The organism is uncultured Pontibacter sp., assembly GCF_947495565.1.
Lineage (GTDB): Bacteria > Bacteroidota > Bacteroidia > Cytophagales > Hymenobacteraceae > Pontibacter.
Genome location: NZ_CANLZM010000024.1, coordinates 1 through 25,278, shown reverse-complemented (window position 1 = coordinate 25,278; position 25,278 = coordinate 1). Strand labels below are relative to the sequence as shown.

Annotated in this window: 26 protein-coding genes; 24 read left to right on the top strand and 2 right to left on the bottom strand. The window is 45.2% G+C overall.

Annotation, left to right across the window (positions count from 1 at the left end; genetic code table 11):
• The 17 genes from Q1B04_RS19550 to Q1B04_RS19470 all read left to right on the top strand — a co-directional run.
• The coding region (locus Q1B04_RS19550) for a hypothetical protein (protein WP_299762534.1) at nucleotides 1-569 on the top strand (569 nt) is incomplete at its 5' end.
• A gap of 126 nt (nucleotides 570-695) precedes the next feature.
• On the top strand, nucleotides 696-1,427 hold the full coding sequence (locus Q1B04_RS19545; protein ID WP_299762531.1) for a hypothetical protein: 732 nt from the start codon (nucleotides 696-698) through the stop codon (nucleotides 1,425-1,427).
• An 88-nt stretch (nucleotides 1,428-1,515) separates the two neighbouring features.
• Complete coding sequence (locus tag Q1B04_RS19540) at nucleotides 1,516-1,974, top strand: hypothetical protein (RefSeq protein WP_299762528.1); 459 nt, start codon at nucleotides 1,516-1,518, stop codon at nucleotides 1,972-1,974.
• Nucleotides 1,975-2,302: 328 nt separating this feature from the next.
• On the top strand, nucleotides 2,303-3,658 hold the full coding sequence (locus Q1B04_RS19535) for an IS110 family transposase (RefSeq protein ID WP_299762510.1): 1,356 nt from the start codon (nucleotides 2,303-2,305) through the stop codon (nucleotides 3,656-3,658).
• Nucleotides 3,659-3,877: 219 nt separating this feature from the next.
• A complete protein-coding gene (locus Q1B04_RS19530) occupies nucleotides 3,878-4,729 on the top strand; it encodes a helix-turn-helix domain-containing protein (protein ID WP_299762525.1) in 852 nt (283 codons plus the stop codon).
• Between the two features lie 68 nt (nucleotides 4,730-4,797).
• Entirely contained in the window at nucleotides 4,798-6,471 is a 1,674-nt protein-coding gene (locus Q1B04_RS19525; protein WP_299762522.1) for a tetratricopeptide repeat protein, read from the top strand.
• A 363-nt stretch (nucleotides 6,472-6,834) separates the two neighbouring features.
• Entirely contained in the window at nucleotides 6,835-7,806 is a 972-nt protein-coding gene (locus Q1B04_RS19520) for a hypothetical protein (protein ID WP_299762519.1), read from the top strand.
• Nucleotides 7,807-7,925: 119 nt separating this feature from the next.
• Nucleotides 7,926-8,468: a hypothetical protein gene (locus Q1B04_RS19515; RefSeq protein ID WP_299762516.1), complete on the top strand. Its 543-nt coding sequence runs from the start codon at nucleotides 7,926-7,928 to the stop codon at nucleotides 8,466-8,468.
• 74 nt (nucleotides 8,469-8,542) lie between these two features.
• Nucleotides 8,543-9,421: a hypothetical protein gene (locus Q1B04_RS19510; RefSeq protein ID WP_299762513.1), complete on the top strand. Its 879-nt coding sequence runs from the start codon at nucleotides 8,543-8,545 to the stop codon at nucleotides 9,419-9,421.
• A gap of 332 nt (nucleotides 9,422-9,753) precedes the next feature.
• Nucleotides 9,754-11,109 (top strand): IS110 family transposase, encoded by a 1,356-nt coding sequence (locus tag Q1B04_RS19505; protein ID WP_299762510.1) that lies wholly within the window; start codon nucleotides 9,754-9,756, stop codon nucleotides 11,107-11,109.
• Nucleotides 11,110-11,135: 26 nt separating this feature from the next.
• Complete coding sequence (locus Q1B04_RS19500) at nucleotides 11,136-11,657, top strand: hypothetical protein (protein WP_299762507.1); 522 nt, start codon at nucleotides 11,136-11,138, stop codon at nucleotides 11,655-11,657.
• Nucleotides 11,658-11,774: 117 nt separating this feature from the next.
• On the top strand, nucleotides 11,775-12,116 hold the full coding sequence (locus Q1B04_RS19495; RefSeq protein ID WP_299762504.1) for a type II toxin-antitoxin system RelE/ParE family toxin: 342 nt from the start codon (nucleotides 11,775-11,777) through the stop codon (nucleotides 12,114-12,116).
• The gene (locus Q1B04_RS19490) at nucleotides 12,100-12,411 is read left to right on the top strand and encodes a helix-turn-helix transcriptional regulator (protein WP_046313797.1); all 312 of its coding nucleotides are present in this window, start codon (nucleotides 12,100-12,102) and stop codon (nucleotides 12,409-12,411) included. Before Q1B04_RS19495 ends, Q1B04_RS19490 begins: the two co-directional genes overlap by 17 nt.
• 94 nt (nucleotides 12,412-12,505) lie before the next feature.
• Nucleotides 12,506-13,321 (top strand): hypothetical protein, encoded by an 816-nt coding sequence (locus Q1B04_RS19485; protein WP_299762497.1) that lies wholly within the window; start codon nucleotides 12,506-12,508, stop codon nucleotides 13,319-13,321.
• Nucleotides 13,322-13,404: 83 nt separating this feature from the next.
• Nucleotides 13,405-13,794, top strand: a complete 390-nt coding sequence (locus Q1B04_RS19480) for a hypothetical protein (RefSeq protein WP_299762494.1) — start codon at nucleotides 13,405-13,407, stop codon at nucleotides 13,792-13,794.
• Nucleotides 13,795-13,888: 94 nt separating this feature from the next.
• Nucleotides 13,889-14,356, top strand: a complete 468-nt coding sequence (locus Q1B04_RS19475) for a hypothetical protein (RefSeq protein WP_299762491.1) — start codon at nucleotides 13,889-13,891, stop codon at nucleotides 14,354-14,356.
• Nucleotides 14,357-14,451: 95 nt separating this feature from the next.
• On the top strand, nucleotides 14,452-14,880 hold the full coding sequence (locus Q1B04_RS19470) for a hypothetical protein (protein ID WP_299762488.1): 429 nt from the start codon (nucleotides 14,452-14,454) through the stop codon (nucleotides 14,878-14,880).
• A 110-nt stretch (nucleotides 14,881-14,990) separates the two neighbouring features.
• Here the strand turns inward: Q1B04_RS19470 and Q1B04_RS19465 are convergent, their stop codons facing one another.
• Both Q1B04_RS19465 and Q1B04_RS19460 read right to left on the bottom strand, forming a co-directional pair.
• Complete coding sequence (locus tag Q1B04_RS19465) at nucleotides 14,991-16,013, bottom strand: IS110 family transposase (protein ID WP_299762485.1); 1,023 nt, start codon at nucleotides 16,011-16,013, stop codon at nucleotides 14,991-14,993.
• 573 nt (nucleotides 16,014-16,586) lie between these two features.
• A complete protein-coding gene (locus tag Q1B04_RS19460; protein ID WP_299762537.1) occupies nucleotides 16,587-18,383 on the bottom strand; it encodes an IS1182 family transposase in 1,797 nt (598 codons plus the stop codon).
• A 134-nt stretch (nucleotides 18,384-18,517) separates the two neighbouring features.
• Between Q1B04_RS19460 and Q1B04_RS19455 the strand changes: the two genes are divergently transcribed.
• The 7 genes from Q1B04_RS19455 to Q1B04_RS19425 all read left to right on the top strand — a co-directional run bounded on the left by Q1B04_RS19455 (nucleotide 18,518) and on the right by Q1B04_RS19425 (nucleotide 25,229).
• Nucleotides 18,518-19,072 (top strand): hypothetical protein, encoded by a 555-nt coding sequence (locus tag Q1B04_RS19455; RefSeq protein ID WP_299762482.1) that lies wholly within the window; start codon nucleotides 18,518-18,520, stop codon nucleotides 19,070-19,072.
• Between the two features lie 383 nt (nucleotides 19,073-19,455).
• Nucleotides 19,456-20,754 carry an IS110 family transposase gene (locus Q1B04_RS19450; RefSeq protein WP_299762479.1) on the top strand — a complete coding sequence of 433 codons (1,299 nt, stop codon included), beginning with the start codon at nucleotides 19,456-19,458 and terminating at the stop codon, nucleotides 20,752-20,754.
• Nucleotides 20,755-20,831: 77 nt separating this feature from the next.
• On the top strand, nucleotides 20,832-21,212 hold the full coding sequence (locus Q1B04_RS19445; RefSeq protein ID WP_299762476.1) for a hypothetical protein: 381 nt from the start codon (nucleotides 20,832-20,834) through the stop codon (nucleotides 21,210-21,212).
• A gap of 660 nt (nucleotides 21,213-21,872) precedes the next feature.
• Entirely contained in the window at nucleotides 21,873-23,228 is a 1,356-nt protein-coding gene (locus Q1B04_RS19440) for a DUF4932 domain-containing protein (RefSeq protein ID WP_299762473.1), read from the top strand.
• A 214-nt stretch (nucleotides 23,229-23,442) separates the two neighbouring features.
• Nucleotides 23,443-23,850 (top strand): hypothetical protein, encoded by a 408-nt coding sequence (locus Q1B04_RS19435; protein WP_299762470.1) that lies wholly within the window; start codon nucleotides 23,443-23,445, stop codon nucleotides 23,848-23,850.
• 92 nt (nucleotides 23,851-23,942) lie between these two features.
• On the top strand, nucleotides 23,943-24,317 hold the full coding sequence (locus Q1B04_RS19430) for a hypothetical protein (protein WP_299762467.1): 375 nt from the start codon (nucleotides 23,943-23,945) through the stop codon (nucleotides 24,315-24,317).
• 453 nt (nucleotides 24,318-24,770) lie between these two features.
• Entirely contained in the window at nucleotides 24,771-25,229 is a 459-nt protein-coding gene (locus tag Q1B04_RS19425) for a hypothetical protein (protein WP_299762464.1), read from the top strand.
• Nucleotides 25,230-25,278 lie beyond the last annotated feature (49 nt).

Below are 25,278 nucleotides of genomic sequence, written 5' to 3'. Positions count from 1 at the left end.
TCCTTTTCATAAGCAACTGTTCAAAGTTAAGGGTTTTTCTCTACTTCAGAACAGTTCTATTTTCGGGGGAGCTGACACTATTCTATCTAAATGGAAAGAGGTTTAGGTCTGTTGGAGTTGCTTTCTTGTTCCAAGACAAACTATCCATTGATTTAAAAGAATCACAGTCGACGTTTCATTTCCAAGATGTCGAGACTTTCAAAGTTGAGCATTTTCATGGGGTTTCTCTGTCTCTATGTCTAAGAGATAGAACCAAATTTAGATTATTTGCCAACGACGACTGTGATTCCAGTAAATTAGAAAAACTCTGTGCTGACTTCGAGAAGGCTATCCAAGAATTTAAATGCCAGACTGGCTTAGACCTAACGAGAGAAAAATCAATCCTTGAGAGCAAATGGTATTTCATTCTCCTCATAGCAATGACTGGAATAGGAGTAATTGGGTTTATTTATGGTATAATGTTCGGTACGGGTGAGAATAGAATTTCATCATTCTTTGTTGTATTTGTACCGCTATTAACAATGTGGGGCGGGTATTTAACAACTAGGCTAAAAAGAAAATTAGCTTAATTCGATGCTATAGTATCTACTGTGAAAAAAAAGTAAAAAGACCTCCTGCCAACAAGATGCATAATTTAGGTATCGGCTACGCCTCACCCACATTATAGCACCAGCACGTTGCCAGTAACCTAAATCATGAAAAAAGCTATCTTATCACTTGTTGGAGTTCTCTTGTTGCTCTCTTGTGAGCAGCAAAATAAAGCTGGTGAGAAGGTAGCTGGTTTAGGTAAACCTACTGGTGAAGAAATACACTTTTCAGTAACCGAATTATCTGAAGAAGATTTTGACGTTGTTAAGCGTAACGATACAACCTATTATCTGAAGCAGCTACATGAAGGACTTGAAGGTAAGGATATTCAATTTGACCAATCATTGGTATCTGACATTTCAGCTAAAATCAGGTTTGGTTTTGGCTTCTTGCAATACACAACAGATGATAATTCAGCATCATCCTTAGAGTATACAAAGCAGAGTAAATGGTCAGACCTTCAGATAAAAGAAGGGGTTATCGAGATTCCTGATTTTAACGGTAATTCAAATAATCCCAAAGTGTATGAAGCACTTGGATTTAAAGATAGAAAACAATTACTCGACTGGATTACAGGAGAAGGGTTTGAAGAAATAAAGAATGAATCAATTCAAGCACAAACTAATTTCTACCAAGCTCTTCTAAAGAAAAGAAGCCAATACGAAAGCTGTTGTCCTGAGTATATTCAGCAGGCAAATGCCTTCTTAAGCTCTCAATCAAACAACAAGAAAAGTATAGACGAACTTGGGTTGGAACTTACCTACAAGTCATTGACTATTGACATTTCAGGTCAACTCAAAAATGGAGAGAAGTTTCATCGAGTAATTGTAGAAAAATAAAAAAGGCAGCTGGCAACAAGGTATATAAGTCACACTTCGGCTGCGCCTCGTTCGCCTTTTATACAAGCCGTTGGCAAACATTAGAATCATGAAAGTATTATTAATAATAATCTTCAGTTTAACAGTTTCGATACAGGCTTTTGCATGTGAATGTCCTGAATTGACTCTCCAAGAGTTGGATAAAGAAAGCTATGAATGGAGTGAAGTTGTTTTAACTGGAACTCTTACAAAAGCTGGCAAAAGATATAAGGTTATTGTTAGTGAAGTATTGAAAGGAGAAGTTGAGGGCAGTATTTTGTTTGGGCTAACTGAAGGGGATGAAGAAATTTTTGTCTGTACGTTTTTCCCTCACATTGAGGGAGAGTACTTGCTCTATTTAAAAAAGACTACTATTGGGAAAAAGACTTATTATTACTCATATGCATGCCTTGGCTCAAGGTCTTTAAATATGGAAGATATTCCTGTTGCTTTACGCACAGAAGAAAGTAAGGAAAAGCTTATTAAGGAGACGAAAGCCTGGATTGCAGAACTAAGAAGAAAAGAATAACACTTGCCAACAAGACCTAAACACCAGCCTCAGCCAATGGCTTTGCCCGCTGTTTAGCCAAGACGTTAGGCAGAATTCCCCCCATATTAACTATTGATTTCTCTCGCTAACGCTGCTGCGTACTCCTACTGTATCCCTTGCAAGGCCGGATTTTAATTGATGCTTCCAAGCTCGGGTCAAATTCTGGTTGGAATGTAAAAAGCCTTCTGCACAAGGGGGCTTTGAGGTGATTTCAGTGGTGGCTCTACGGAGACCCCGATCAGGATACTTTCAATACCTACAGTGCATTCCCCTGGGATCGTTTTTCTTTCACTTTATTCCTAAAGCTATGAAAAAGAGAAGCACGCCCATGGAGATTGTCAACCCCCACGCCGCCGGCATCGACGTGGGCAGCCGCTCCCACTTTGTGGCCGTAGGCCAGGGGGCGGACCAGGTGCGGGAGTTCGGCGTCTATGATGCAGATCTGCAGGAACTGGCCGCATGGCTGCACGGGAACCGCATCACTACCGTGGCCATGGAGAGCACAGGCACTTACTGGCAGAGCCTGTTCACGGCCCTGCAGCAGGCGGGTCTGGAGGTACTGCTCTGCAACGGCAAGTTCACCAAGAACATCAAAGGCCGCAAGACCGATGTGCAGGACTGCCAGTGGATCCAGCGCCTGCACTCGCTGGGGCTGCTCTCGGGCAGTTTCCTGCCTGACCGCGCCACCGAGGAGCTCCGCACCTACTGCCGCCACCGCACCTCGCTGCTGGAGACGGCCGCCGTGACCACGCAGAAGATGAACAAGTACCTGCGCCTGTTGAACCTGCGCCTGGACGTGGTGGTGCGGGATGTGACGGGGCAGACGGGCATGGCCATCATCGAGGCCATCTGCGCCGGGGAGATCGACCCTTTGAAACTAGCCTCCTTCCGTCACGGCAACTGCCGCAAGTCGAAAGATGAGATCGCCCGCGCCCTGTGCGGCAACGGTCGGCGGGACCTGCTCTTCGCCCTCACCCAGGAGTTGGAACTATACAAGGTGCTGCAGGAGAAGGTCGCCGCCTGTGATGTAGCCATTGAAAACCTGCTGAAAGAGCAGGTAGCGTCAGATGAGGAGAAGCGGGGCCTAAGGGCTGACCCCAAGCCTTACAAGCGGGTCAACAAGAACGCGCCTAAGGCAATGGATCTCAACCAGCTGGCCTTTCAGTACTTCAATGGGGTGGACCTGCTCAAAATAGAGGGGGTGAGCCATGCGACGGTGCTGGCGCTGATGAGCGAGGTGGGCGCCGAGGGCATCCGCAAGTTTCCCACGGCCAAGCAGTTCACCAACTGGCTCAAGCTCTGCCCCAACACCAAGGTCAGCGGAGGCAAAGTGCTCAGCAGCCACATCCCGAAAGGCTGCAACCGTTTAAAGATTGCGCTCAGGCAGGCGGCCAATGCCATCGGTAACCTGCGCGAGACGCACCTGTCGGACTTCTTCAGACGGATAGCCTTCCGAAAGGGGCGGCAGGCGGCGGTGAGTGCCACGGCCCGCAAACTGGCGGTCATCATCTGGCACATGCTCACTTACCGCGTGCCCTACAACCCGCCCACCCAGTACCTGTTCCTGGACGAGAAAAGAAAGCTGAAGCTGGTGCAAAGGATAAAGAAAAACATCGCTAAATTAGACCTGAAACCTGAAGAATTGGGCTTAGCAACAGCCTGAAAAATAAACGTTAGTCAGGATGAAAATTATGGGAGCAGTAGCAAAGCTTAAGTTTAGCTGTGCATTTTTTAAAATTCTCAATCCACTGTTTTGCTTAGGGTAGGCTTAGTTTTGAAGTACCAACAACGCATTCTTTGCTATTCTTAATACCACTCAATAGAGCGGCTGAACAGGCGGAGTATGTTAGATTTTTATCCATACAACAGAAGAGGGAGAAGTATGAATTTTACCAGTTTAAGCCCTTCGGCACCCGAGTTAGCCCCTTTCATCGATTATTATTATGTGCAGCGCTACCTAGATACAGACATCTCGCTACGTTACCAATGCTTCCCGCACCTGAACCACACGCTCTCGCTCTTCGAGCAAGCCGAATTCAACTTTGATGAGGCGGGGTCGCATGTAAGCTACAATTCCTCGGCAAAGCCCCTGCACCTGCTTACAGCTATTCGCTCGGCACCGCTTTGGGTGCACCATACTGGGCCGCTGCGGAAGATAGGTGTGGTATTTAAACCTCTTGGATTATGCGCTTTTACAAAAAAGACTTTAAACGCACTGGTGCCAAATTTTGTAGCAGCAGCCGATCCATTTGACAGGCCCTTGGAAGAATTAAGCATCGAAGCCTTTTCCATCACGGCCCCTGCCGAGCTTATACACTGCCTCGATTGTTTCTTTCTAAAAGTGCTTGAGCCGGTACCGCAACCCCTGCTGGAGTCAGTTTTCCTAGCTGTAACAGAGCTGGAAAGCCCGAAGCCTCTGCAGCTCATAGCAGAAGAGCACGGCATCAGCCGCCGGCATTTGCTTCGTCTATTCCAACAGCACCTGGCCTGCTCACCGGAGGTATACCGGCAGGTTGCCCGTTTCCGGCAGGTCTTGCACATGGCCACAAAGCCAGAACAAAAACTGACCCTTACCCAGCTAGCCTACGCCTCCCACCATGCCGACCAGTCGCATTGGAACAAGCAATGCCGCAAGTGGACAGGCTATAACCCTAAAAAGCTGTTGCATGTGGGCCGCAGCTTGGGCCAGCAGGGTACCTTTTGGCGATTAGATTTTGATGATAAAAACGGCTAAGGTCCCAATCATACAATTTTACCACCTCCCTCTTGTGTAGCTTTGAATTGTTAATTAAAGCTTAAACCTTGAAAAACCTGCTTCTACTCTTAATTCTGACACTATTCCTGCTTACCCTCAGCTTCCCCTCTCACGGGCAGCAACTTGACTCGACTTATGTACGCCTGTTAGACAAGGCTTTTGAGGCAAAGGGTAAGGGGCAATACAAAGAAGCCATTCGCCTGATGGAAGAGGCCATCCAGCATGACTCGAGCGAAGTATACTGGCGCTATTACAACTTAGCCGACTTCTCTGTTGCTGATAATGACTTCGACAAGGCTTTTCACTACCTGCAGAAAGTACTTATTTCTCCAATTGTGGATCGGGTGGTGTGGGATAAACCTTCTTTTAAGCCTTTACAGGCGGATGTCCGCTGGAACCCATTTCAGAAAAGAATAGACCAGGCAGACTCACTGGAGCTATTTAGACAAGCTTCGTTTGATACTTGGCAGGTCGAGTGGCGCGAACGCCGGCAAAATGAACGGGCACAGGCCCTGCAGGGAAAAAAGGGAGAGCGACTTTACCGGGCCGCCAGGTCCTTCACATACCAGGAGACAATGAAGGTGCCGAACAGGTGGCGCTCTCTCCGGGTGCCAGTTAATGATACCATAGACACAAGGTGCTATGTGCGCGTGCCACCGAACTATGACAGCTGCCGCGACTATCCTGTGCTACTCTTCCTGCACGGGGCAGTGAGGGCAAATAAAGAGCTACCGATCGTTGCTGACTCTCTCAGTTTCAGAATTGCCGGGGAGGTCGTGTCAAATATGGCAGACTCGCTGGGCTTTATTCTTGTAATTCCTTTTGCCAACAAAGACTTTAACTGGATGACATCCGAGGCTGGTGCTCAGATTGTGCCGAACACGGTTCACGTTGTGCGCGAGCTATTTAATGTGGAGGATCAAAGTTTGCACCTAGCCGGGCATTCTAATGGGGCAACAGGCGTTTTCATAAATCTGGTGCATAGCCCCAGTGATTTTGCAGGGTTCTTCGGGTTCAATACGCGGCCACAGGTTATGACAGGAGGCACATTTTTACGCAATGCCCAAAACAGGCAATTCTATGCCATCGCCGTTGACAAAGATTATTATTATCCTAAACCCGCTATGGATACCCTCACGCAGTTGGCACATCTGCTTGGCCTAAGATGGCAGGTGAGAACTTTTACCGGTCCGCCGCACTGGTTTCCCTTTACCGAAGCGTTTAGGGAAGCCATGCCGGAGCTGGCTGCGGCTTTCCAGGAAAAAAGGCGCGACCCTTTCCAAGATTCTTTGTATTGGGAGAGTGATAATGTGCGCTACGGCCGCTGCGACTGGCTATCAATCGATAAACTGGATACCTTAACTGAGGCTGCCCCGTGGCACAGGCGCTACAACTTTTCAATTACCCAGTGGTACGATAATAAAAACTCACAAGTAGTCATAGACTCCGTTGCGCATGCTTTCAATAACAACAGGCGCTCAGGCGCTGTCCGGGCTTTTAGTCATGACAACATCATTACCTTGGAAACCTCCCGGGTGGGGCGCCTAAGTCTGTTCATCTCCCCAGAGATGGTAAATATGAAAAAGCCGGTGACTATTATCATAAACGGTAAAAAGAAATTTAAAAGGAAGCTACTTTATCAGGAGGCACTTATCAGGCATAGCCTTGACCGACAAGCGATCTGGGTTAACCAACTGGAGTTCGATGTGAGTTCAGAATAGGTGAACGTAGACTTTACATTTTACAATAAAGAAGTCTATAAGTCGCGAGCTCATGTTATTTTTACAATTTAAGGTTTGTGTATGTTAAACCTGCCAACTTGCAATCAAATTTGGTTTAAACACTGGGGGAGATTTTGGCTTTTGCCTTATCTACACACGTAAGAAGCTCATAAGAACTTAACAACTTATAGGTGAACAAATATAAAACTGCCTAACCCAGTGCAGTCTTAACCCTTGCTACGCTACGGGCTTCGGCTGCACAAGACCGTTGGGCAAAACATTAAGTTAAGGAATAAGGTGCAGCAAAATTCAACACATCAGTTCAAAACAGGCATAATAGTGCAGGTGAGGAAAGTTTAGTCAATGAGGAAAGAAAGGAGCTATAGAAAATTTATTCCTGTGATATTCATTGCAGCAGCGATTATCTTTTTTCTGAATAAGATATATGAGAAGGACAAAAGGACTGAATACTACTCATCAGGAAAAATTAAGCAGGAGTACTATGTAAATAGTGAGGGTGAAGCAGACGGCAGAATGACAGAGTACTTCGAAGGGGGTAGCATTTCTTCTCTGGTTGACTTCAAAGATGGAAAGCAGCACGGATGGTCACAGTTCTTCCGCAAGGACGGAGTGATGCGTAAGAAAACCTATTTTGAAAATGGCATACAGCAGGACACTCTCCTAACTTTTTTCAGTGACGGTGATGTGGAATCAGCTTTCTCTATCAAAAATGGAAGCAAGCATGGTAGGTATGCCTATTACTTCGAGAATGGCAAGAAAAAGGAAGAAGGCTCATACTTAGATGACCAGTTGGAAGGAGAGGTTATCTCCTACAGCATCAAGGGGCAAGTAGCGGCAAGGGGATTTTATGAATCAGGCGCTCGATACGGATTGATTAGGTATGATAACGGACAGCAAAAGTATATCAGTTTTCCAGCAGGCTTTAAAATATCAATTCCCCTAAGCTTTAAGCTGGACTCGATTAGCTCTAATACATTAGCTCTATTTAAGAACAAAGAGGAAGGTGTTAGTCTGATGATGGGAGCAAATGCAAGTTCTCGGACACTAAGTGATGAAGTGAAAAAGCAGGTGAAGGAGGCAGCAGCCGTAAACAATCTGGAAGAAGTTAGCACTGACGAAATGTTTATTGGAGGGTTAAAGGCGCACTCCGTTGTCCTATTAGACAAGCACTCCAATGAATATCTGAACTTGTTCTTTCTTAAAGTGAATGATTCATTGATTAACATCTATTTCTTTGTGCCTGCTTCTAAAATGGTAGATTACAAAAACAACATTGATGAAATCTTAAAAAGCTTTGTAATACTGGAAGTTTGATAATTTAAAATCTTCAGTTATTACCAAGAAAATGCAATGCCCAACACAGTGCATAACATAGGCATCGGCTTCGCCTCACCCACATTATAGCACGAGCACGTTGGTAGTAATTGATAATAATGAAGAAGATTCTCTTAATATTTTCCATCATTTGTGCCTTTATTTCCTGTAAAGAAGGAAGTAATGTCGCAGAAGAAGAGCCATTTCCGACTGCTACTTACAACGGTGAAAAATACTTAGACCTAAAGAAGTCACCACATTATCCTTCACTTGATGGAAGAACTTTTGAAGAATATGTAAAAGCAGACGGCAGAATCACTATAGACTCGACAGAAGGTTTCTTTGTAATTCATGCTAAAATGTGGATAGCTGACAGCATGTTTGAAAACATGGCACGGAAAGCGAATCTAAATTACTCAAAGACTTTCCTCATAGATACTACCAGCAAAGAGTCCATCTTTGACTTCAGTAATGGTATAGAAGTTAAAAACATTAAGAATGATACTGCTTATTATCAGTTGAAAGTAAGAAGCATGAATATTAGTCCCGAGCAGCTTAAGGAGAAATGGACAATGAAAATCGTTGGTCACTTTGAGGACAGTCGTGGTATAAGCACAGACACCTCTTTCTTGAGCAACTTCAATGCAGACTGGATGCAGTAAATATACCTACTACCAACAAGGTACAGAAGTCAAGTCTCGGCAATGCCTTACTCGCCTTCTGTACTAAACGTTGTATGAAACTTAATTTAATAAGGATGGATAGAATTGAAGAGTATCTGTTACGACACCTGCTGAAGTGTTTCTCCATATTTGCTATTACATTACTTCCTTTTCAAGTTCTTGCACAAAAAGAGTTTTACACGCCAAAATCGCTGATCATCCCTCTCCATGACAGGGAAAACCAACTGCATATATCCGTTGGTAAGGGTGGTGGGTACGATCTAAACTTGTCATATGCCTTAACAGATAAGTTGGCTATTTTCTCTGCCGCAACATTTGACAATGGTACCAAGAAAAGACTCAGCATACTTAGTGACAGGTATAATGTCGAAAGAAATGACCTTGTGCTGAAAGGCGGCTTAGGTTATCTCTTCAAGGAAGTTAATCCTTATTTCCCTATAATTGAAGCTTTTGTAGGTGCTGGAGCAAGCAGGATCAATAACTATTGGTACTTTAAAGGCGATGACTCTGGCGAAGAGACGAATGCCAGGTATTGGACTGCTTTTGGGCAGTTGAATGCAGGCAACAAAATAGGGAGAAGCGAGTATGGGGTCGGGCTCAGATTAGCGTATTCGCATTACACTGATTTCGACTTTTATGATACTCACCCAAACAACAGTGCCAGAAAGAGCAGCTATGAAAATTTAAGGGGCCTTACTGCTGACCCAGTTGTAAGCTATAGCTATACCCTTTATGGAGTAAAGTTAAATGCCCAAGCAGGGCTGGCGGTTCCTGTGTTTACTAGTTCTGTTAATCGAATAGACACGCAAACCACTTATGAAGGAACATCAGAAATAAGGACTATTAATAAGTCAAAAGAAGACGTTTACCTTTTTTCAGTCTTAGGAAGGCTAAGTGTTCAGTATAACCTGAACTTTAACAAGCAGAAATAAAAAAGCAACATACAACACAGTTCATACATAACCTTCGCTAATGCTTCAGGCTTTGTATGCACAAGCACGTTGGCAATAATTCCCCCCATATTAACTATTGATTTCTCTCGCTAACGCTGCTGCGTACTCCTACTGTATCCCTTGCAAGGCCGGATTTTAATTGATGCTTCCAAGCTCGGGTCAAATTCTGGTTGGAATGTAAAAAGCCTTCTGCACAAGGGGGCTTTGAGGTGATTTCAGTGGTGGCTCTACGGAGACCCCGATCAGGATACTTTCAATACCTACAGTGCATTCCCCTGGGATCGTTTTTCTTTCACTTTATTCCTAAAGCTATGAAAAAGAGAAGCACGCCCATGGAGATTGTCAACCCCCACGCCGCCGGCATCGACGTGGGCAGCCGCTCCCACTTTGTGGCCGTAGGCCAGGGGGCGGACCAGGTGCGGGAGTTCGGCGTCTATGATGCAGATCTGCAGGAACTGGCCGCATGGCTGCACGGGAACCGCATCACTACCGTGGCCATGGAGAGCACAGGCACTTACTGGCAGAGCCTGTTCACGGCCCTGCAGCAGGCGGGTCTGGAGGTACTGCTCTGCAACGGCAAGTTCACCAAGAACATCAAAGGCCGCAAGACCGATGTGCAGGACTGCCAGTGGATCCAGCGCCTGCACTCGCTGGGGCTGCTCTCGGGCAGTTTCCTGCCTGACCGCGCCACCGAGGAGCTCCGCACCTACTGCCGCCACCGCACCTCGCTGCTGGAGACGGCCGCCGTGACCACGCAGAAGATGAACAAGTACCTGCGCCTGTTGAACCTGCGCCTGGACGTGGTGGTGCGGGATGTGACGGGGCAGACGGGCATGGCCATCATCGAGGCCATCTGCGCCGGGGAGATCGACCCTTTGAAACTAGCCTCCTTCCGTCACGGCAACTGCCGCAAGTCGAAAGATGAGATCGCCCGCGCCCTGTGCGGCAACGGTCGGCGGGACCTGCTCTTCGCCCTCACCCAGGAGTTGGAACTATACAAGGTGCTGCAGGAGAAGGTCGCCGCCTGTGATGTAGCCATTGAAAACCTGCTGAAAGAGCAGGTAGCGTCAGATGAGGAGAAGCGGGGCCTAAGGGCTGACCCCAAGCCTTACAAGCGGGTCAACAAGAACGCGCCTAAGGCAATGGATCTCAACCAGCTGGCCTTTCAGTACTTCAATGGGGTGGACCTGCTCAAAATAGAGGGGGTGAGCCATGCGACGGTGCTGGCGCTGATGAGCGAGGTGGGCGCCGAGGGCATCCGCAAGTTTCCCACGGCCAAGCAGTTCACCAACTGGCTCAAGCTCTGCCCCAACACCAAGGTCAGCGGAGGCAAAGTGCTCAGCAGCCACATCCCGAAAGGCTGCAACCGTTTAAAGATTGCGCTCAGGCAGGCGGCCAATGCCATCGGTAACCTGCGCGAGACGCACCTGTCGGACTTCTTCAGACGGATAGCCTTCCGAAAGGGGCGGCAGGCGGCGGTGAGTGCCACGGCCCGCAAACTGGCGGTCATCATCTGGCACATGCTCACTTACCGCGTGCCCTACAACCCGCCCACCCAGTACCTGTTCCTGGACGAGAAAAGAAAGCTGAAGCTGGTGCAAAGGATAAAGAAAAACATCGCTAAATTAGACCTGAAACCTGAAGAATTGGGCTTAGCAACAGCCTGAAAAATAAACGTTAGTCAGGATGTAAAATGACCAAGCCAATAAGCGAACTGACATATAAGATTGTAGCGTTTCCTGAAATTCAACAAGTCGATACTAATGAAAGTATAGATTGGGCGATTGAGATGATGGAACTTGGGTATGAAAGTCCAACTCTACTAATGCTTGCGAGTTTTAACAAGCCGACAAACTACTTTGAAGTAATTGACTATGTGAAAGCCACAGTTAAGGAACTCGGACTTGAAATGAAAAGTGGCGACGATGCAATTTTAAGTTATGCCAGCTACTTCGTGCATCAAATCGCCAGAGAACAAAGAGTAAGAGAGAATTTGACTGAACTCTACAAATTTTGTCAAATGAGAGATTATGAAGAATTGATTTACGACTTCTATCTACTTTATTGGGCTTGGGACGACCTTGACTATGAAGACACTGAATTCAATCATTATTGGGACGGAGCAAGAAGAGAGAACATTGAAAAGATTGTAATTAATGAGACGAAAAAGTGGGTTGAAAAAAATAAAAACCACTATGCACAACAAACCCTATAAGGTAGCTGCGCTACCTCATAGCCCAGCCCGTTACGGGTAATAAGGAATAATAAAAGAGATATTTTTTTATAGATTATAGTAACTTTTAAGTTACATTTACTGTTGAAAATACAGCAGATGGAGAAAATCAGAGAAATCATTGCTTACAAAAACTACTTTGAAGATTTCTTGAAGGAGCAGCCCGTTAAGGTGCAGGACAAGATTTTTAAGATTTTGGAAGCGATAGAAACACTTGAGCGGGTGCCTCAGAATTACCTGAAGCATCTGGCAGGCACAGACGGACTTTATGAAGCACGCGTACAACTAGCTTCCAACATTTGGCGGGTGTTCTGTTTCTTCGATGAAGGCAGACTGGTCATTTTGCTTAACGGCTTTCAGAAGAAAACACAGAAAACACCAAAGAAAGAGATTGACAAGGCGTTACAATTAATGGCTGAATATTATGAAGGGAAAAGATAAACAAAGAGAAGTTAGTTCTTGGGCAGACATCAAGAACAGAGTGTACGGAGTGAAGGGAACAGAGAGACGCGATAACCTTGACAGGGAGTTCGAATCGTTTAAAATCGGGCTTGAGCTGAAAAAAGCCCGTGAAGCTCGACATCTTACCCAGCAGGAGTTAGGGGAAATCATTGACAAGAAAAGAACCTATATTTCCAGAGTTGAAAACGACGGAAGTAACCTTACTCTCAAAACCTTATTCGATATTGTTGAAAAAGGATTGGGCGGAAAAGTAAAAATCTCAATTGAGCTCTAAAAGTAAGAATTACTACCCCGTAACCCAGTGCAGCCTTAACCCTAGCTCCGCTACGGGCTTCGGCTGCACGAGTAACGTTACTTGCAATAAAGACATGAAAACAGCAGGATTTATTCTTCTTCTTATGATTACGTCTTCAATAGTTTATGCCCAAGAAGCTAAAATTGAAGAAGCGTGGGTAAAGAAGGACTCTGTTTTTATATCTAATTACATAAAAGCTATTAAAGATAACGCTCTTGAAATAGAAGGATACTTGGAGCCAATAAAGAAATGGGAAGACAATTTGGGCTTTGGCTACTCTTCAATTGAAGGTAGTATGGGTAAGGGGTACGTGACAGTCTTCTACCAATTAATTTACTATAAGGATAAACTTATAAGTTATAAGCTTAACCCTCAAATGCCCAGAGACGACAGGTTAACTGACAGGTATAAGCAGTTTTATTCACCGCTTTACCGATTTGACGATAACAACAACGTTGAAACTTACTACTACAATTTTGAAGAAATGGCAAAGCCGCTGAATGGTTTCCCAAGAGAACCATCGAACATGGCTCTTTCTTACCTAATGACTCCCTTCTCTGGAATTGTTTACGGTTATACAGGTGACTTCACATCAAGCATATTACCCAACAGAGAAGCATATCATGATGTAAGGGAACAGCTAATTCCAGAAGATTACTTAATGCTGCTCTTCAGCAAGAATCCAGCGACAAGATTGACGGCTATTGAAGAATATTATAGGAATACAGCTAAGTTTGAAAAGTATAAAGCCGAAATAGAGAACAGAATTCAGACCATCTTTAAAGAGCTTCCAGAAACGAAGACGATGTTCGGCTGCGTTCTTACTTCTGATGATTCAAAAAAGCTTGTAGAATTCTATTTAAAAGAAATAAAGAATTACAGCAAGTAACACGGCACAGGCTCCATACTCGGCTTCGCCTCGTTCACAGCCTGTACTAAACGTTGGGCGGTAGTGTAATTATAGAAGAAGGAATGAAAACAAGTAAATCAGCAGGATTAGGAATTATGTTTTGCCTTGCCCAAAGTATAGGTGAATCAGTCCTTGCATACTGGTTTATAACATTGAAAGGCACCAGCGACATTAACTTCGAAGGGATGATGTTGTACTCATTTATTAGAATTGTTTTGACTGTTATACCTTATATGTTGCTGTTTATGTTGACCTACAAGATAAGGAAGACATTTGTGATGCCAGCTTTGGTAGCCTTAAGTATAAATGTACTTGTGCTAATTACACTCTACCTATTTGACATTTATCAGAAAGAACGTTTAGCGATTATGTTCAGCTCGCTACTTTTAAGCAACATCTTCTTAGTAACAAACAAGCTGATTAATAGAAAAACAATCATTGTTGTAAACTGAAGAATACCATCGCCCAACAAAGCACATGAGGAATGCTTCGGCTACGCCTCGCTCACCTCATGTACGAGCCGTTGTATGGGATTAAAACTATAGAATGAATGACCTGATGGAATTTGACTTAGGCTACTACGAAAAAAGAATCAAACAGGAATTCGTTATAGATGATGTAGGAATCACTTTAGAGAGACTTGGCGAGAAAAGCTATGAAAAGGTAATTCCAATAGACTTAAATAATCCAGACCTACTCAACCAGCAAGAACTGGAAGTAGAAATAGCTGAAGTCATTAATTTCATTCAAAGAGTTTTTCAAAAGAATTATAGCAATCGTCCCATCTGGTTTAGAACAAACGTAATTGACCAAGCTGTAAATGACTACGTTGGAGTCGGGCTGTTGAACTTTAGTGGACCTTGGTTAAAGTTTATTATTTGTTCTCTTAGCTTTGATAGAGCTGACCAAAACGGAGACACATTAATGACTGTATTTGATACTGAATTCCAGTGGGCAATCAACTTCGAACTATCGCAGGATGCCAGTTGCGTGACTGTGCAAAAATTTAAATAATAACCCCATACAACAAAGTATAGCATCTATGCTGCGGCTGACGCCTTGCCATTTGCTATACCAGCCCGTTGGTGGTGATAAAAACTATGAAGTAAATGCCAATTTTGAATGATAAAGAATATCCCAAGTTAAATCACCTTAACCTAATCAATGTATCGTTCTACAAAAGATACAGAAGGAGTGAAGAACACTCCCTTAGTGCCTTCTGGACGAAAATGGTGATGGGCTTTTGTTTCACCATACAGCTTTTTACACTCTGGGAAATAGCTGTTGCAATCTTTGGGATGTATAGCTTAAGAAAGTATATCGTAGAACACTACTTAGTTTACCTTGTTTTTGGGGTTTGGGCTGGAATGACCTATTTTGTACATAAGTTGACAGTTCCTAATCATGTGCTTAGAGATATTTTCTTATACGAAGAAGAATACATGCAGGGGCAAAAGTTGGGTTTGTTTCATTTAGTGTTCAGTGGTGGTCTAATTATTTTGTTTTTAATGCTTACAAAACCACACCTTATCGATTGATAGGCAAAATAAAATTACCTCCACCAACACGGCACTGGCTCCATATTCGGCTACGCCTCACTCGCAGCCAGTACTAATCCGAAATCTATGATAAAAACAAGCTTTTCGCCCTAAATAATATTCAACCTCACCTCATAGGGTGTTCCCCTTTTAATAACGGCCACTGCCTGGTGCAGCAGCTTATTCCTTACGGCATTCAAGACACTCATTTTGCTCTTGCCTTCCCCGACTTTCCGCTCGAAATACGTCCTCATTTCCCCGTTATTGCGAATACTGCTCAGAGCCGCCATGTGCAGCACCTGCTTCAGTTCTTTGTTGGCGAACTTGGAGACACCTGTCTTACCCATCACGCTCGTGCCGCTTCGGTACTCGAAGGGAGCCACACCGCAGTAGCAGGCCAGCTTGCGCCCGTCCTCCATCTTGGTGAAGCCCTGGGTGTAGACCAGAAGGGAGATGGCAAGAACTTTACCCACGCCTTTCACCGAGGTCAGCAGGTCATACTTGCGCTTCAGTTCTCCATCCTTTGCTATGAACTGCTGCATCTTTTCCTCCACTTGCTCCTTGCTCTTTTCTAATCCCTTGATGGCTTTCCTGTTCACCTGCTCCAGCGTCTTTCCAGACACAGGGTCTATATGCAGCAGCTCTTTGATGGTGCCCTTTATGCTTTTTAGAGCCTTTATCAGCCTGCCTCTGCTTGCCTGCAAATCCTTTAGCCGCTCCAGTGTCACGCCAGAGAGCGAGAGGCACTGGGCCTCCTGCTGGTGCAGCAGGGCGTAGCGGGCGATTCTCTGTGCGTCCACCTTGTCATCTTTCCCCCTGACCATGCCGATGCTTCTTTTTATCTGCAGGGCGCTCTCCAGCCACACGTTCACTTCCCGTGCCAATAGGTAGTGCACCAGTTGCCTTGTGTACATGCCTGTGTGCTCCATACAGCAGAGGGTGTCTTTGCCTGCCTCGCAGCCCTGCTGCTTCAGCCAGGCCTTCATCCGCTGAAAGCCCTCTTTGTTGTTGTTGAACTTCTGGTGGTGCAGGGCTCCTTCGCCCTTTCGGGTCAGGCACACGTCCAGGCTGTCTTTGGAGACATCGATGCCCAGAATAAAGGGGGAGACTTGCGGTTGCACTGGCTTTTCCATATCTTTTAACATTGGTTAAGGCAAGCTGCGAATCGAAACCTTTATCATGGGCCCGAAGTCCCGAAAATCTATATGATTCCTCGCCTGCAATGAAAAATAAAAGCAGCCAGACTGATTCGGACTGTAGGAATTTCGCCTTGTTAGCGAGTAGTTCACTGGCTGCTCTTCAGGTATAGCTAAAAGTTACCTCTACACCTGGTAAAAGAAAAGTATGACTGTTGGAAAAATTATATAGCGCTAATCTAAAGGTTGGCACATATTTTTAATTAATAAAAATGAAGAAAGTCTACTTAACTATAATCTTGTATTTTGTACTAAGTAGGCTGGGGTATTCACAGAGTAACTCAAGCAGCGACTTTAGAATACACATCAATGAGTGGGCGATGTTTGTAGACAACAATTTTGAAGTCACTCAAGATTCAATAAAAGTAAGGAAGAGTAGCTTTGGTTTAGCAGGAGATGATGAAGTATTTGTAGTAGCTATACCTGAAAAGGGTAGGCAAAATATTGCATCAATATTAAGTACCGTTAACTTTAGTGAACTTAAGTACAGTTACGAACAGTCTTCTATACCTAATCCTGGAGAAGATATAAGTAACTTGTCAGACCATGGCTATACCTATGATGTGATATTACAGCATAAGGATAATTATAAGAGCTTTCGTATTGATAGCTATAAATTAGACTTCTTGTATGAACTTGTGAAGCAGGTAAATTTATACTTACCTGAGAGTTTTCAGCTTCACTATAATAATGAGTACCTGAAAAAATAACAAGTGCCAACAAGGGTAGCTGTTGCACAACTCTATAGTAATTTCTGCTCTCTATCCTTCTCCTGATTCCTCCTTCCCTTAACTTTCTAAACCTTTCCCCAAAAAGCGCTCCCCGATCAGGCCTGGGCAGGACCATGACGGCCACTTGGCTTCTTTTCGGGGTAAAGCGCAGCAGTTTCTGCAGGTTGTAGGACGCAACGGCCACCAGCATGCCCTTGTGAGCCAGCTCCAGCCCGCGGGTGCTGACCCGGCGCATGCCCAGGAAATCGAGCAGCGTGCCCAGCACCGGCTCGACGGTGGCCTGCCGCAGCCGCTTCATGCGCCTGCCCCAGCGGCTCTGGATCCGGGTGATCGTGCGCTCATACTCCTCGCGGTAGTAGGTGACCTCCACGCGCTTTTCATGCAGCTTGCCGATGCACCCTTCCCGGTAAGGGCAGCCCTTGCAATCTTTCCTGGTCGTGTAGTACACCTTCATCTTGCTGGTCTCTCCTTTGCTGAGCACCACTTTCCGGAAAGTGGCCTTCTTTCCCCAGGGGCACAGCCAATAATCCTCTTCCCTGTTGTAGGTGAACCCCGCAGGGCCGCCCCTGTAGGTGCCGTGGGGCGGGATGAAGGCCGCGATGCCCTCCCGCTCCAGCAGGGCGTAGTTGCTGCCCGAGGAGTAGCCCGTGTCGGCCAGCAGTGACGTGCAGCCCAGGCCCAGGCCCTGCAGCCTGGAGGTGAGCCCCCGCAGCAGGGAGGGCAGGCAGAGGCTGTCCTTTCGGTCGGCATGGTCCGCCTGCGCGTGCGTGATGACGTGGCGGTGCGTGTCCACGGCCAGCTGCAGCAGGTAGCAGAGCTTGCGGGCCTTGCCCGGTTTGACGGCTATCCTGGCGTCGGGGTCCACGGGCGAGTAGTGCGTTTTGTTGGAGGTGTACTTGGCCCCCTTGTTGTGGGCGCCGGGGAGGTAATCCTGCTCCAGGCGCCACTTGCGGTTGCGGGCCTTGATCTCCTGCAGTTCCTGGCGGCTGGCCGAAACCACCCGCTGCTCAACGGCGGCCCTGTTGGCTTTAGCCTGGCGGTCAGCGCGGCTGAGCGTTCTGAAGCGCTGAAAGTAAGTCTCCAACTCTTCTTCCGATACCTTTAGCTCGAGCGAGCCCATGGAGGCGTTGGCTTTGACCAGGGCAGAATCGATGACCTGGGTGTGGCCTGACACCATACCGGCGTCTGCGCACAGGGAGAGCACGCGCGTGAAGACCTGCTCAAACAGCTCCACGGGCAGCAGCTGGCGGGTGCGCGAGACGGTCGAGTGCCAGGGCAGCGGCTCGTCGAGTTGGTAACCCAGGAAGTAGAGCAGGTCCAGCCGCAGGCTGCAGTGCTCGATCAGCTTGCGGTCAGAGGAGATGTTCTCCAGGTGCGCCACCAGGCAGAGCTTGAAGAAGACGACCGGGTCAATCGAGTGCTGGCCGCAGCGGCCGTAATAGGGAGCCGTCAGCTCGTAGAGAAACGAAAGGTCGAGCCTGTCCTTGAGCCGCCGGTAGAAGTTGTGCGCCGGCACGTGCGCCGAGAGCGAGAAGCGCAGCTCCCGCTCGTCTTCGAAAGTTTTCCTGCCCTGCATCCCATCAAAGATTTGGTAATATATGCTTTTACGATTATCTTCAATAGGTTGTGCAACAAGCACAAGGTTTATACCTTATGCTTCGGCTGACAGCCTCGCACAGGGTATACACGAACACGTTGGTGGTAAAAAGAATGAATAAACTGTTCACTATTATATTGCTTTTTTGTACCAGTGTTTGCTTAGCACAAGCAGTATCTGGCGATTCTCTTAAAGTAAAAATTGCTCAAGAATTTCTAAAGAAAAGGCTTGGAGAGAAGGTAATAAGAGAAAAGCTTGTCTTAGCTGGAGTTTATGAAGGTCCTCTTGACTTGGTAACTTTTGAGCTAAAAGGAAGAACAGAAGTTAATAAGAACTTAGTCGTGGTCTTTTTAGATGGAAATAAAGTCGAGAGCAAGTTTAACACAAAAATTACCAAAGCAGATATTGCCAACTACTACAAAGGTCAACAGACTAAGAACTTGTTCTGGAATATAGATTATGCTACTAACATTGCTAAACGGTTAGACTTCGATAAAGGAATAAAAGGCTGGGACATAAAATTAGAGGGTATGGTGTATGATATTTCATGGAGCATTTACTCATATGCAACTGAAACATGGGACCCATACGAAGCAGGCGGAAAGGCATTGAAAGTAGATGCTAAGACTGGAAAGTATGAAATTCAAGATTGGTCTGAAATAGAATAAAAATTTCTTCCACCAACAAAACCTATAAGTTAGCTACGCCACCTTATAGCAAAGCCGTTGGGTGTCATTCCCCCTATATTAACTATTGATTTCTCTCGCTAACGTTTCTGCGTATTACCACAGTATCCCTTGCAAGACCGAATTTTAAGTGATGCATTGAAGCTCGCGCGTAATTCTGGTTGGAATGTAGAAGCCCTACTGCTTTGGTAGAGGGGCTTTGAGGTGATTTCAATGGTGGCTCTACGGAGACCCCGATCAGGATACTTTCAATACCGAAGAGTACATTCCCCTGGGATCATTTTTATTTCACTTCATTCCTTACAGCTATGAAAAAGAGAAGTTCGCCTATGGAGATCGTCCACCCCCACGCAGCGGGTATTGACGTGGGAAGCCGCTCCCACTATGCGGCCGTGGGCCAGGGGGCAGACCAGGTGCGGGAGTTCGGTGTCTATGAGTCTGACCTGCAAGAGATGGCCGCCTGGCTGCATGCGCAGCATATCACGACGGTGGCCATGGAGAGCACTAGCACCTACTGGCAGAGCCAATTCACTGTGCTGCAGCAGGCAGGTTTCGATGTGCTGCTCTGCAACGGCAAGTTAACCAAGAATATCAAGGGCCGTAAGACAGACGTACAGGACTGCCAGTGGATTCAGCGGCTGCATTCACTGGGGCTTCTCACGGGTAGCTTTCTGCCTGACCAGGCCACCGAAGAGCTGCGCACCTATTGCCGCCACCGCACCTCTTTGCTGGAGACGGCCGCCGTCACCACGCAGAAGATGCACAAGTACCTGCGCCTTCTGAACCTGCGGCTCGATGTGGTGGTGCGGGATGTGACCGGGCAGACAGGCATGGCCATCATCGAGGCCGTCTGCCAGGGGGAGACGGATCCTGAGCGCCTGGCCTGCTTCCGCCACGGCAACTGCCGCAAGTCTGCCCAGGAGATTGCCCGCGCATTGCACGGCAACGGCCGGCGGGACCTGCTCTTCGCCCTCACACAGGAGCTGGAGCTCTACAAGGTGCTTCAGAACAAAATAGCCAGCTGTGATGCAGCCATCGAGCAGCTGCTCAGAGAGCAGGTGGGAGTTGATGAAAGGAAGCGGGAATTGAAGACGGATCCTAAACCTTACAAGCGGGTTAATAAGAATGCCCCGCAGCAGATGGATCTCAACCAGCTGGCCTTCCAGTACTTTGGCGGGGTGGACCTGCTCCAGATAGAGGGGGTGAGCCACTCAACGGTACTCACGCTGATGAGCGAGTTAGGTGCAGAAGGGATCAGGAAGTTTCCCACGGCCAAGCAGTTTTGCAACTGGCTCAAGCTCTGCCCCAACACCAAGGTCAGTGGGGGAAGGGTCCTGAGCAGTCATATTCCCAAAGGCAGTAATCGAATAAAAATTGCTCTCAGACAAGCTGCCAATGCCATCGGTAACCTAAAGGAGACGCACCTGTCGGACTTCTTTAAACGGGTAGGCTTCCGCAAGGGTAGGCAGGCGGCTGTGAGCGCAACGGCTCGCAAGCTGGCGGTGATCATCTGGAAAATGCTCACCCAACTGATGCCCTACAACCCACCTTCCCAGTACCTGTTCCTGGACGAGAAAAGAAAGCTAAAACTGGTGCAGCGGATAAAGAAAAACATCGCTAAATTGGATCTGAAACCTGAAGAATTAGGCTTCGCAACGGCCTGAAAAATATACGTTAGTCAGGATAATGATGCAACTATTGTAAGACTTGAAGGGTCAAAAATAAAAAAGCAATTTGAATCATGAAAAGGAACTTCCTCTTAATGCTAAGCATATGTATAACCATGATTTCTTGTGAAAAGGATAATGATGGGGTAAATAATTCAATATCTTTAATTGGAGATTGGAAATTAAAATCATCTTGCGGAGGATTTACAGGAGCCTGCAACTTTCCCAAAGAGGATTATAATAAAATATTACTGATAAGAGATTCTACCATTGCGGAATACATAAACGGCACAAACAGTTTTACTTTCGATTATGAAATAAAGAGCCATTCGATTCACGATGACTATATATACTATGAGTTGCAGTTCAATAACACCACTCAAAGAATAAAGGTTGACAAAAGCGAATTGCATTTTGAAAAAGGGGATTTTGTGGAGACTTACTCAAGAAGATAGTACCTCTTTTTAATAGGAAACCAAAATTTCTACAGCCAACCACACCTAAACGTCAGCCTTCGGCCGACGGCCTCCGCCGCCGTTTAGCCCAGACGTTGGCGGTAAAACAAAGTTAAGTAATTTACTTTTCATTCAATGTTACCGTGACTTTACCAATTTAGTGCGGGATTACATAATTAAATTAAATAGTAATATTTAAAATTAAAAGTCGATATACATAATACATGCTCTTCGTTTGGTTAATCATACTCTGCATACCTATATGCATATCGGTAGTGACTTCTTATGTAGTGACAGGAGTATTTAAAACAATGGCAAAAAATAAAAGCTACAAAGTTGACTATACTTCATTAATAAAAAGAACCCTCTGGTGTTCCTGCGTCACAAATTTACTCATATACATTGTTGCAGGATTCAATGGGTATAGCATTAATGGGATTACAGCATTAGCCAGTCCTTGGACAATATACTTTTTAATTGTAGTGACAGTAACGATAGGCTTCATTAATCACCACAATCTGAAAGTACTAAAAGATGAATGTTAGAATACTGTATATTTTGTAAAACTACTGCCGCCAACCAAGTTCAGCCTTAACCCTTGCTACGATTCGCTTAGGGCTTCGGCTGCACCACACAGTTAGCTACAATAAAAGTTAAAATTTGAAAAAGCTTATACTCATACTCGCTGTACTTTCAACCTCATGCAGCCCCAAGGTATACAAGCAAGAAACCCCTTCCAGGGTTATAGAAACCGAAACTTTAGGCGTTAACTACCAAGGAGCGTTAGTGCGGACACTGGAAAGTAACAACATCAAAGAGGACACGCTCCAGTTCGATTTTACCTATTGGGGCGGCTGGAAGGACTCTAAGTTTTACTCTGAAAGTGATACCATTCGCATCACAAACAACGGGATAGAGCGAGAGTTTATAGACTGGACCAGTGAGAATGATACTGTAGTGCTGGATATCTACAAGCAGTTCAACCCTGGCACGTATGATGATAATTATAAGGCTATCAACAGTGGTAAAGTAAACGTGGTGATACCCCAGGTATATGAGCTTGCCAATATTCTGGTGGCACTTGCAGGTAATGCGCAGCCAAACTGGGTCAATAAGGACTCGGAGTACTACAAACGTGTTATGGAGTACTTTGCTCCCTACAAGAATCACCCAGTCTTTGAGAAACTAAATGCTAAACTATCTTCAGGCTCTTACATCAACATCAGGGAAAACAGTGCCGCTTATGTGTTTGATGGGCAAAGGATGGTTAAATCCAGCACCTACGCTGGCTTTAGGGCAAGAGACCAGTTCAAACAGCTGTTGCCTTCAATCCAAGACTTTGCCACAGTAAGCGATTACCTTGCATTTTACCAGAGCGAGAAACTATTTTATGCAAAGTTGGAGTCACTTGAGCATGAAAGGGCTCAGGTGAAAGAAGCCTGGGATTGGCTGCAAGGGCAATTCCCAGACAAGGTGGATTCCTACCGAATCATCATGAGCCCACTGGCGGGGGGCTCCCATAGCATACGCCTATTTGAAAACAACGGCTTCAAAGAAAACATTATATTCATGTCTGCCCCATCTCTTACAAGAGGGGATTCGGTAAACTCAAGTATAACAGATGCTTTAGCTTTGAGAAGGGCTTTCACAGAAATAGACCACAACTACGTTAACCCGATATCGGACAACTATGCTGATGATATAAACGAAGCGATGTCTAACTTAGGCAAGTGGAATAAAGGTGGCAGCTACGGTAGCCCTTATGCAACCTTCAATGAATACATGACATGGGCTGTTTTCGGTCTTTACCTTTATGATAGGTTTGGGGAAAGCATCTATGAGAAGGTGATGCCTCAGCCAACAGCCTTTATGGAAAACAACAGGGGCTTTGTAAGGTTCGGAGCTTTTAGTAAGCATCTGCTGGAACTGTTCCAGAAGTATGATGGCAACAAGAAGGTCTTTGAGCTATATCCAGAAATGCTGAAATGGGTGAAAAACGAGAATTACAGTAGCTAACCACGTGTATACTTCATGCTTCGGCTACGCCTCGCAAGTCGTCTACACAAGCCGTTGAGCGGTTTCTAAATCATAAATGAAAACTATACTTATCATCTTCCTGCTCATGCTTTATGCTGGCTATGTCAATTCGCAGAAGATAAAACACCTAAACATTGACAGCTTAGCAGAAGCTCAAAGCAGACAGTTAATCAGTGAAAGAAAGGTTGAATAGGTGCTAATTTATAAGAGCGGCTGCCTTGGATGTGTCTTTCTCCGAGAAATTGGCTGTAACTGTGAAGACAGTGGTACAGACACGCACCTTATTTGGGCGGAAGGGGAAAAATACTTTACCAGGGAAATAGGATGCTGTGTTGAAGATGTAGTGAAAGAGTTCAGCAATCCAGCACTGTTTAAAGAGGTAGTCAGCAAAAAGAGTAAAATATTTAGCTCACAGTTTAAAACCGAGTATGAAGAAATTCATCATGGTTTCAAGAGGTTGACACTTGTCTCTGCCGATAGGAAGCAGGAAGTATATATGGAAGATTTCCTTTTTGCTGAGGATAACAAGTACAGGGAGCACAACCTGAAACAGGCAGCCAAAGTCTACACTGATTTGCTAAGTAAGGAGTTTGAAAAGTAGTAAAAAGGAAATCGCCTCACAAAGTGCAGCGTTTAAGCTACGCTTTGCCCATTAGCTACATTATAAACGTTAGTCAGGATTTATATTTATAAATGAAGAAGATTAGCAAATGCTTAATTAGTCGTAAGCGACTGCTTTGGCTTATAACACTTCTCTTGTTGCCACTATATAGCAATGCAGAAGGTGGAAAATTTATCGGTAGCGCCTTAGAACTGTTTGCATTTCTGATTTGGTTTCTGGCATTTATCTCTTTACTCCTGTCTTTGATTTGGGGAAAGAAGCATTCTATGGCAAGAGCTATTGTCTACTTACTTTGTGGGTTTTCATTTTTGACTTGGCTATTCAATTCATTCTTATTTGGCGGAGCACTAAGTACATCATATAATTTAGCTAATTTGGTATCATTGGGAATAATGGTTATGACAGGGGTTAGAAAAGAGAGAAAAGTGCCTCCTAAAAATTCTTAAAAGTACTGTTGTGTTTTTATTATAACCGTTAGAAATGCCAATTAATACTCAATCACTTTACATGGTAAGCACTAAATACTATGCATCACCTGACTGCACATATGAAGATAAAGACTCACTAAAAAGCTTTCTCTACTCTAACATAAACGGGGAAGCTTTGCCGAACAAATGGGAGCATGTATCCATAGATTTTGAAACAGACAGCAAATGCAAGATAGTACAGGAAAGATGAGGCATAGGGATAACCAATAATTTGAAAAAGAAGCTTTGAGGGTGCTGCGAATGGTGCCATGCTGGAAGGTCTTTACACAAACTGGTAAAATCTTTGGGTAGCGGGACATGGACATAATATTCAGCGAAGAAAACAGAAAGAAAAAATATATACGCTAACCCTGCCCATTAGCTATGCTCTGCTTCGCACTCCTTATGGGCTAACCCGTTGGTAATGATTTTATGAAGCACGCACTTTACATAATACCAATAGCCTTTCTGATATTGCGTTGCAGTGAAGTTATTTCGGCTAACACAGATACTATTGGTCAAGGAATATTGGTTGAAACTGACACTCTTGATATATCCAATAATGGTCGACTGACTGAAGTTGCTCTATTTAAAGACCAATTCTACTTCTTGTTTGAAACCAGCAGAACAAATACCACTACCCGTTTTACAACAATGAAAATTTATGACCTCAAAGGAAACTTTGTTGAAAATGTATTCCTGCCTAAGGAAGCTGTATCAATGCCTTATAGTGATTTAAGGGTCAACAATCAAAGGCTATATCTAAAGGAGGAACATCAACTAACAAAAAAAACCTTCTTGCTTGAAAAGTATGTAGCAGACTTCAATGAAATACCAGATACAGCCATAAATATTTACGAAGACTTAGAGGCTGTTTTGATTTTATTTTGATAATTTTTTAAGCATCAAGTGAATCATAGCCACTCGTATCATTGTCTCA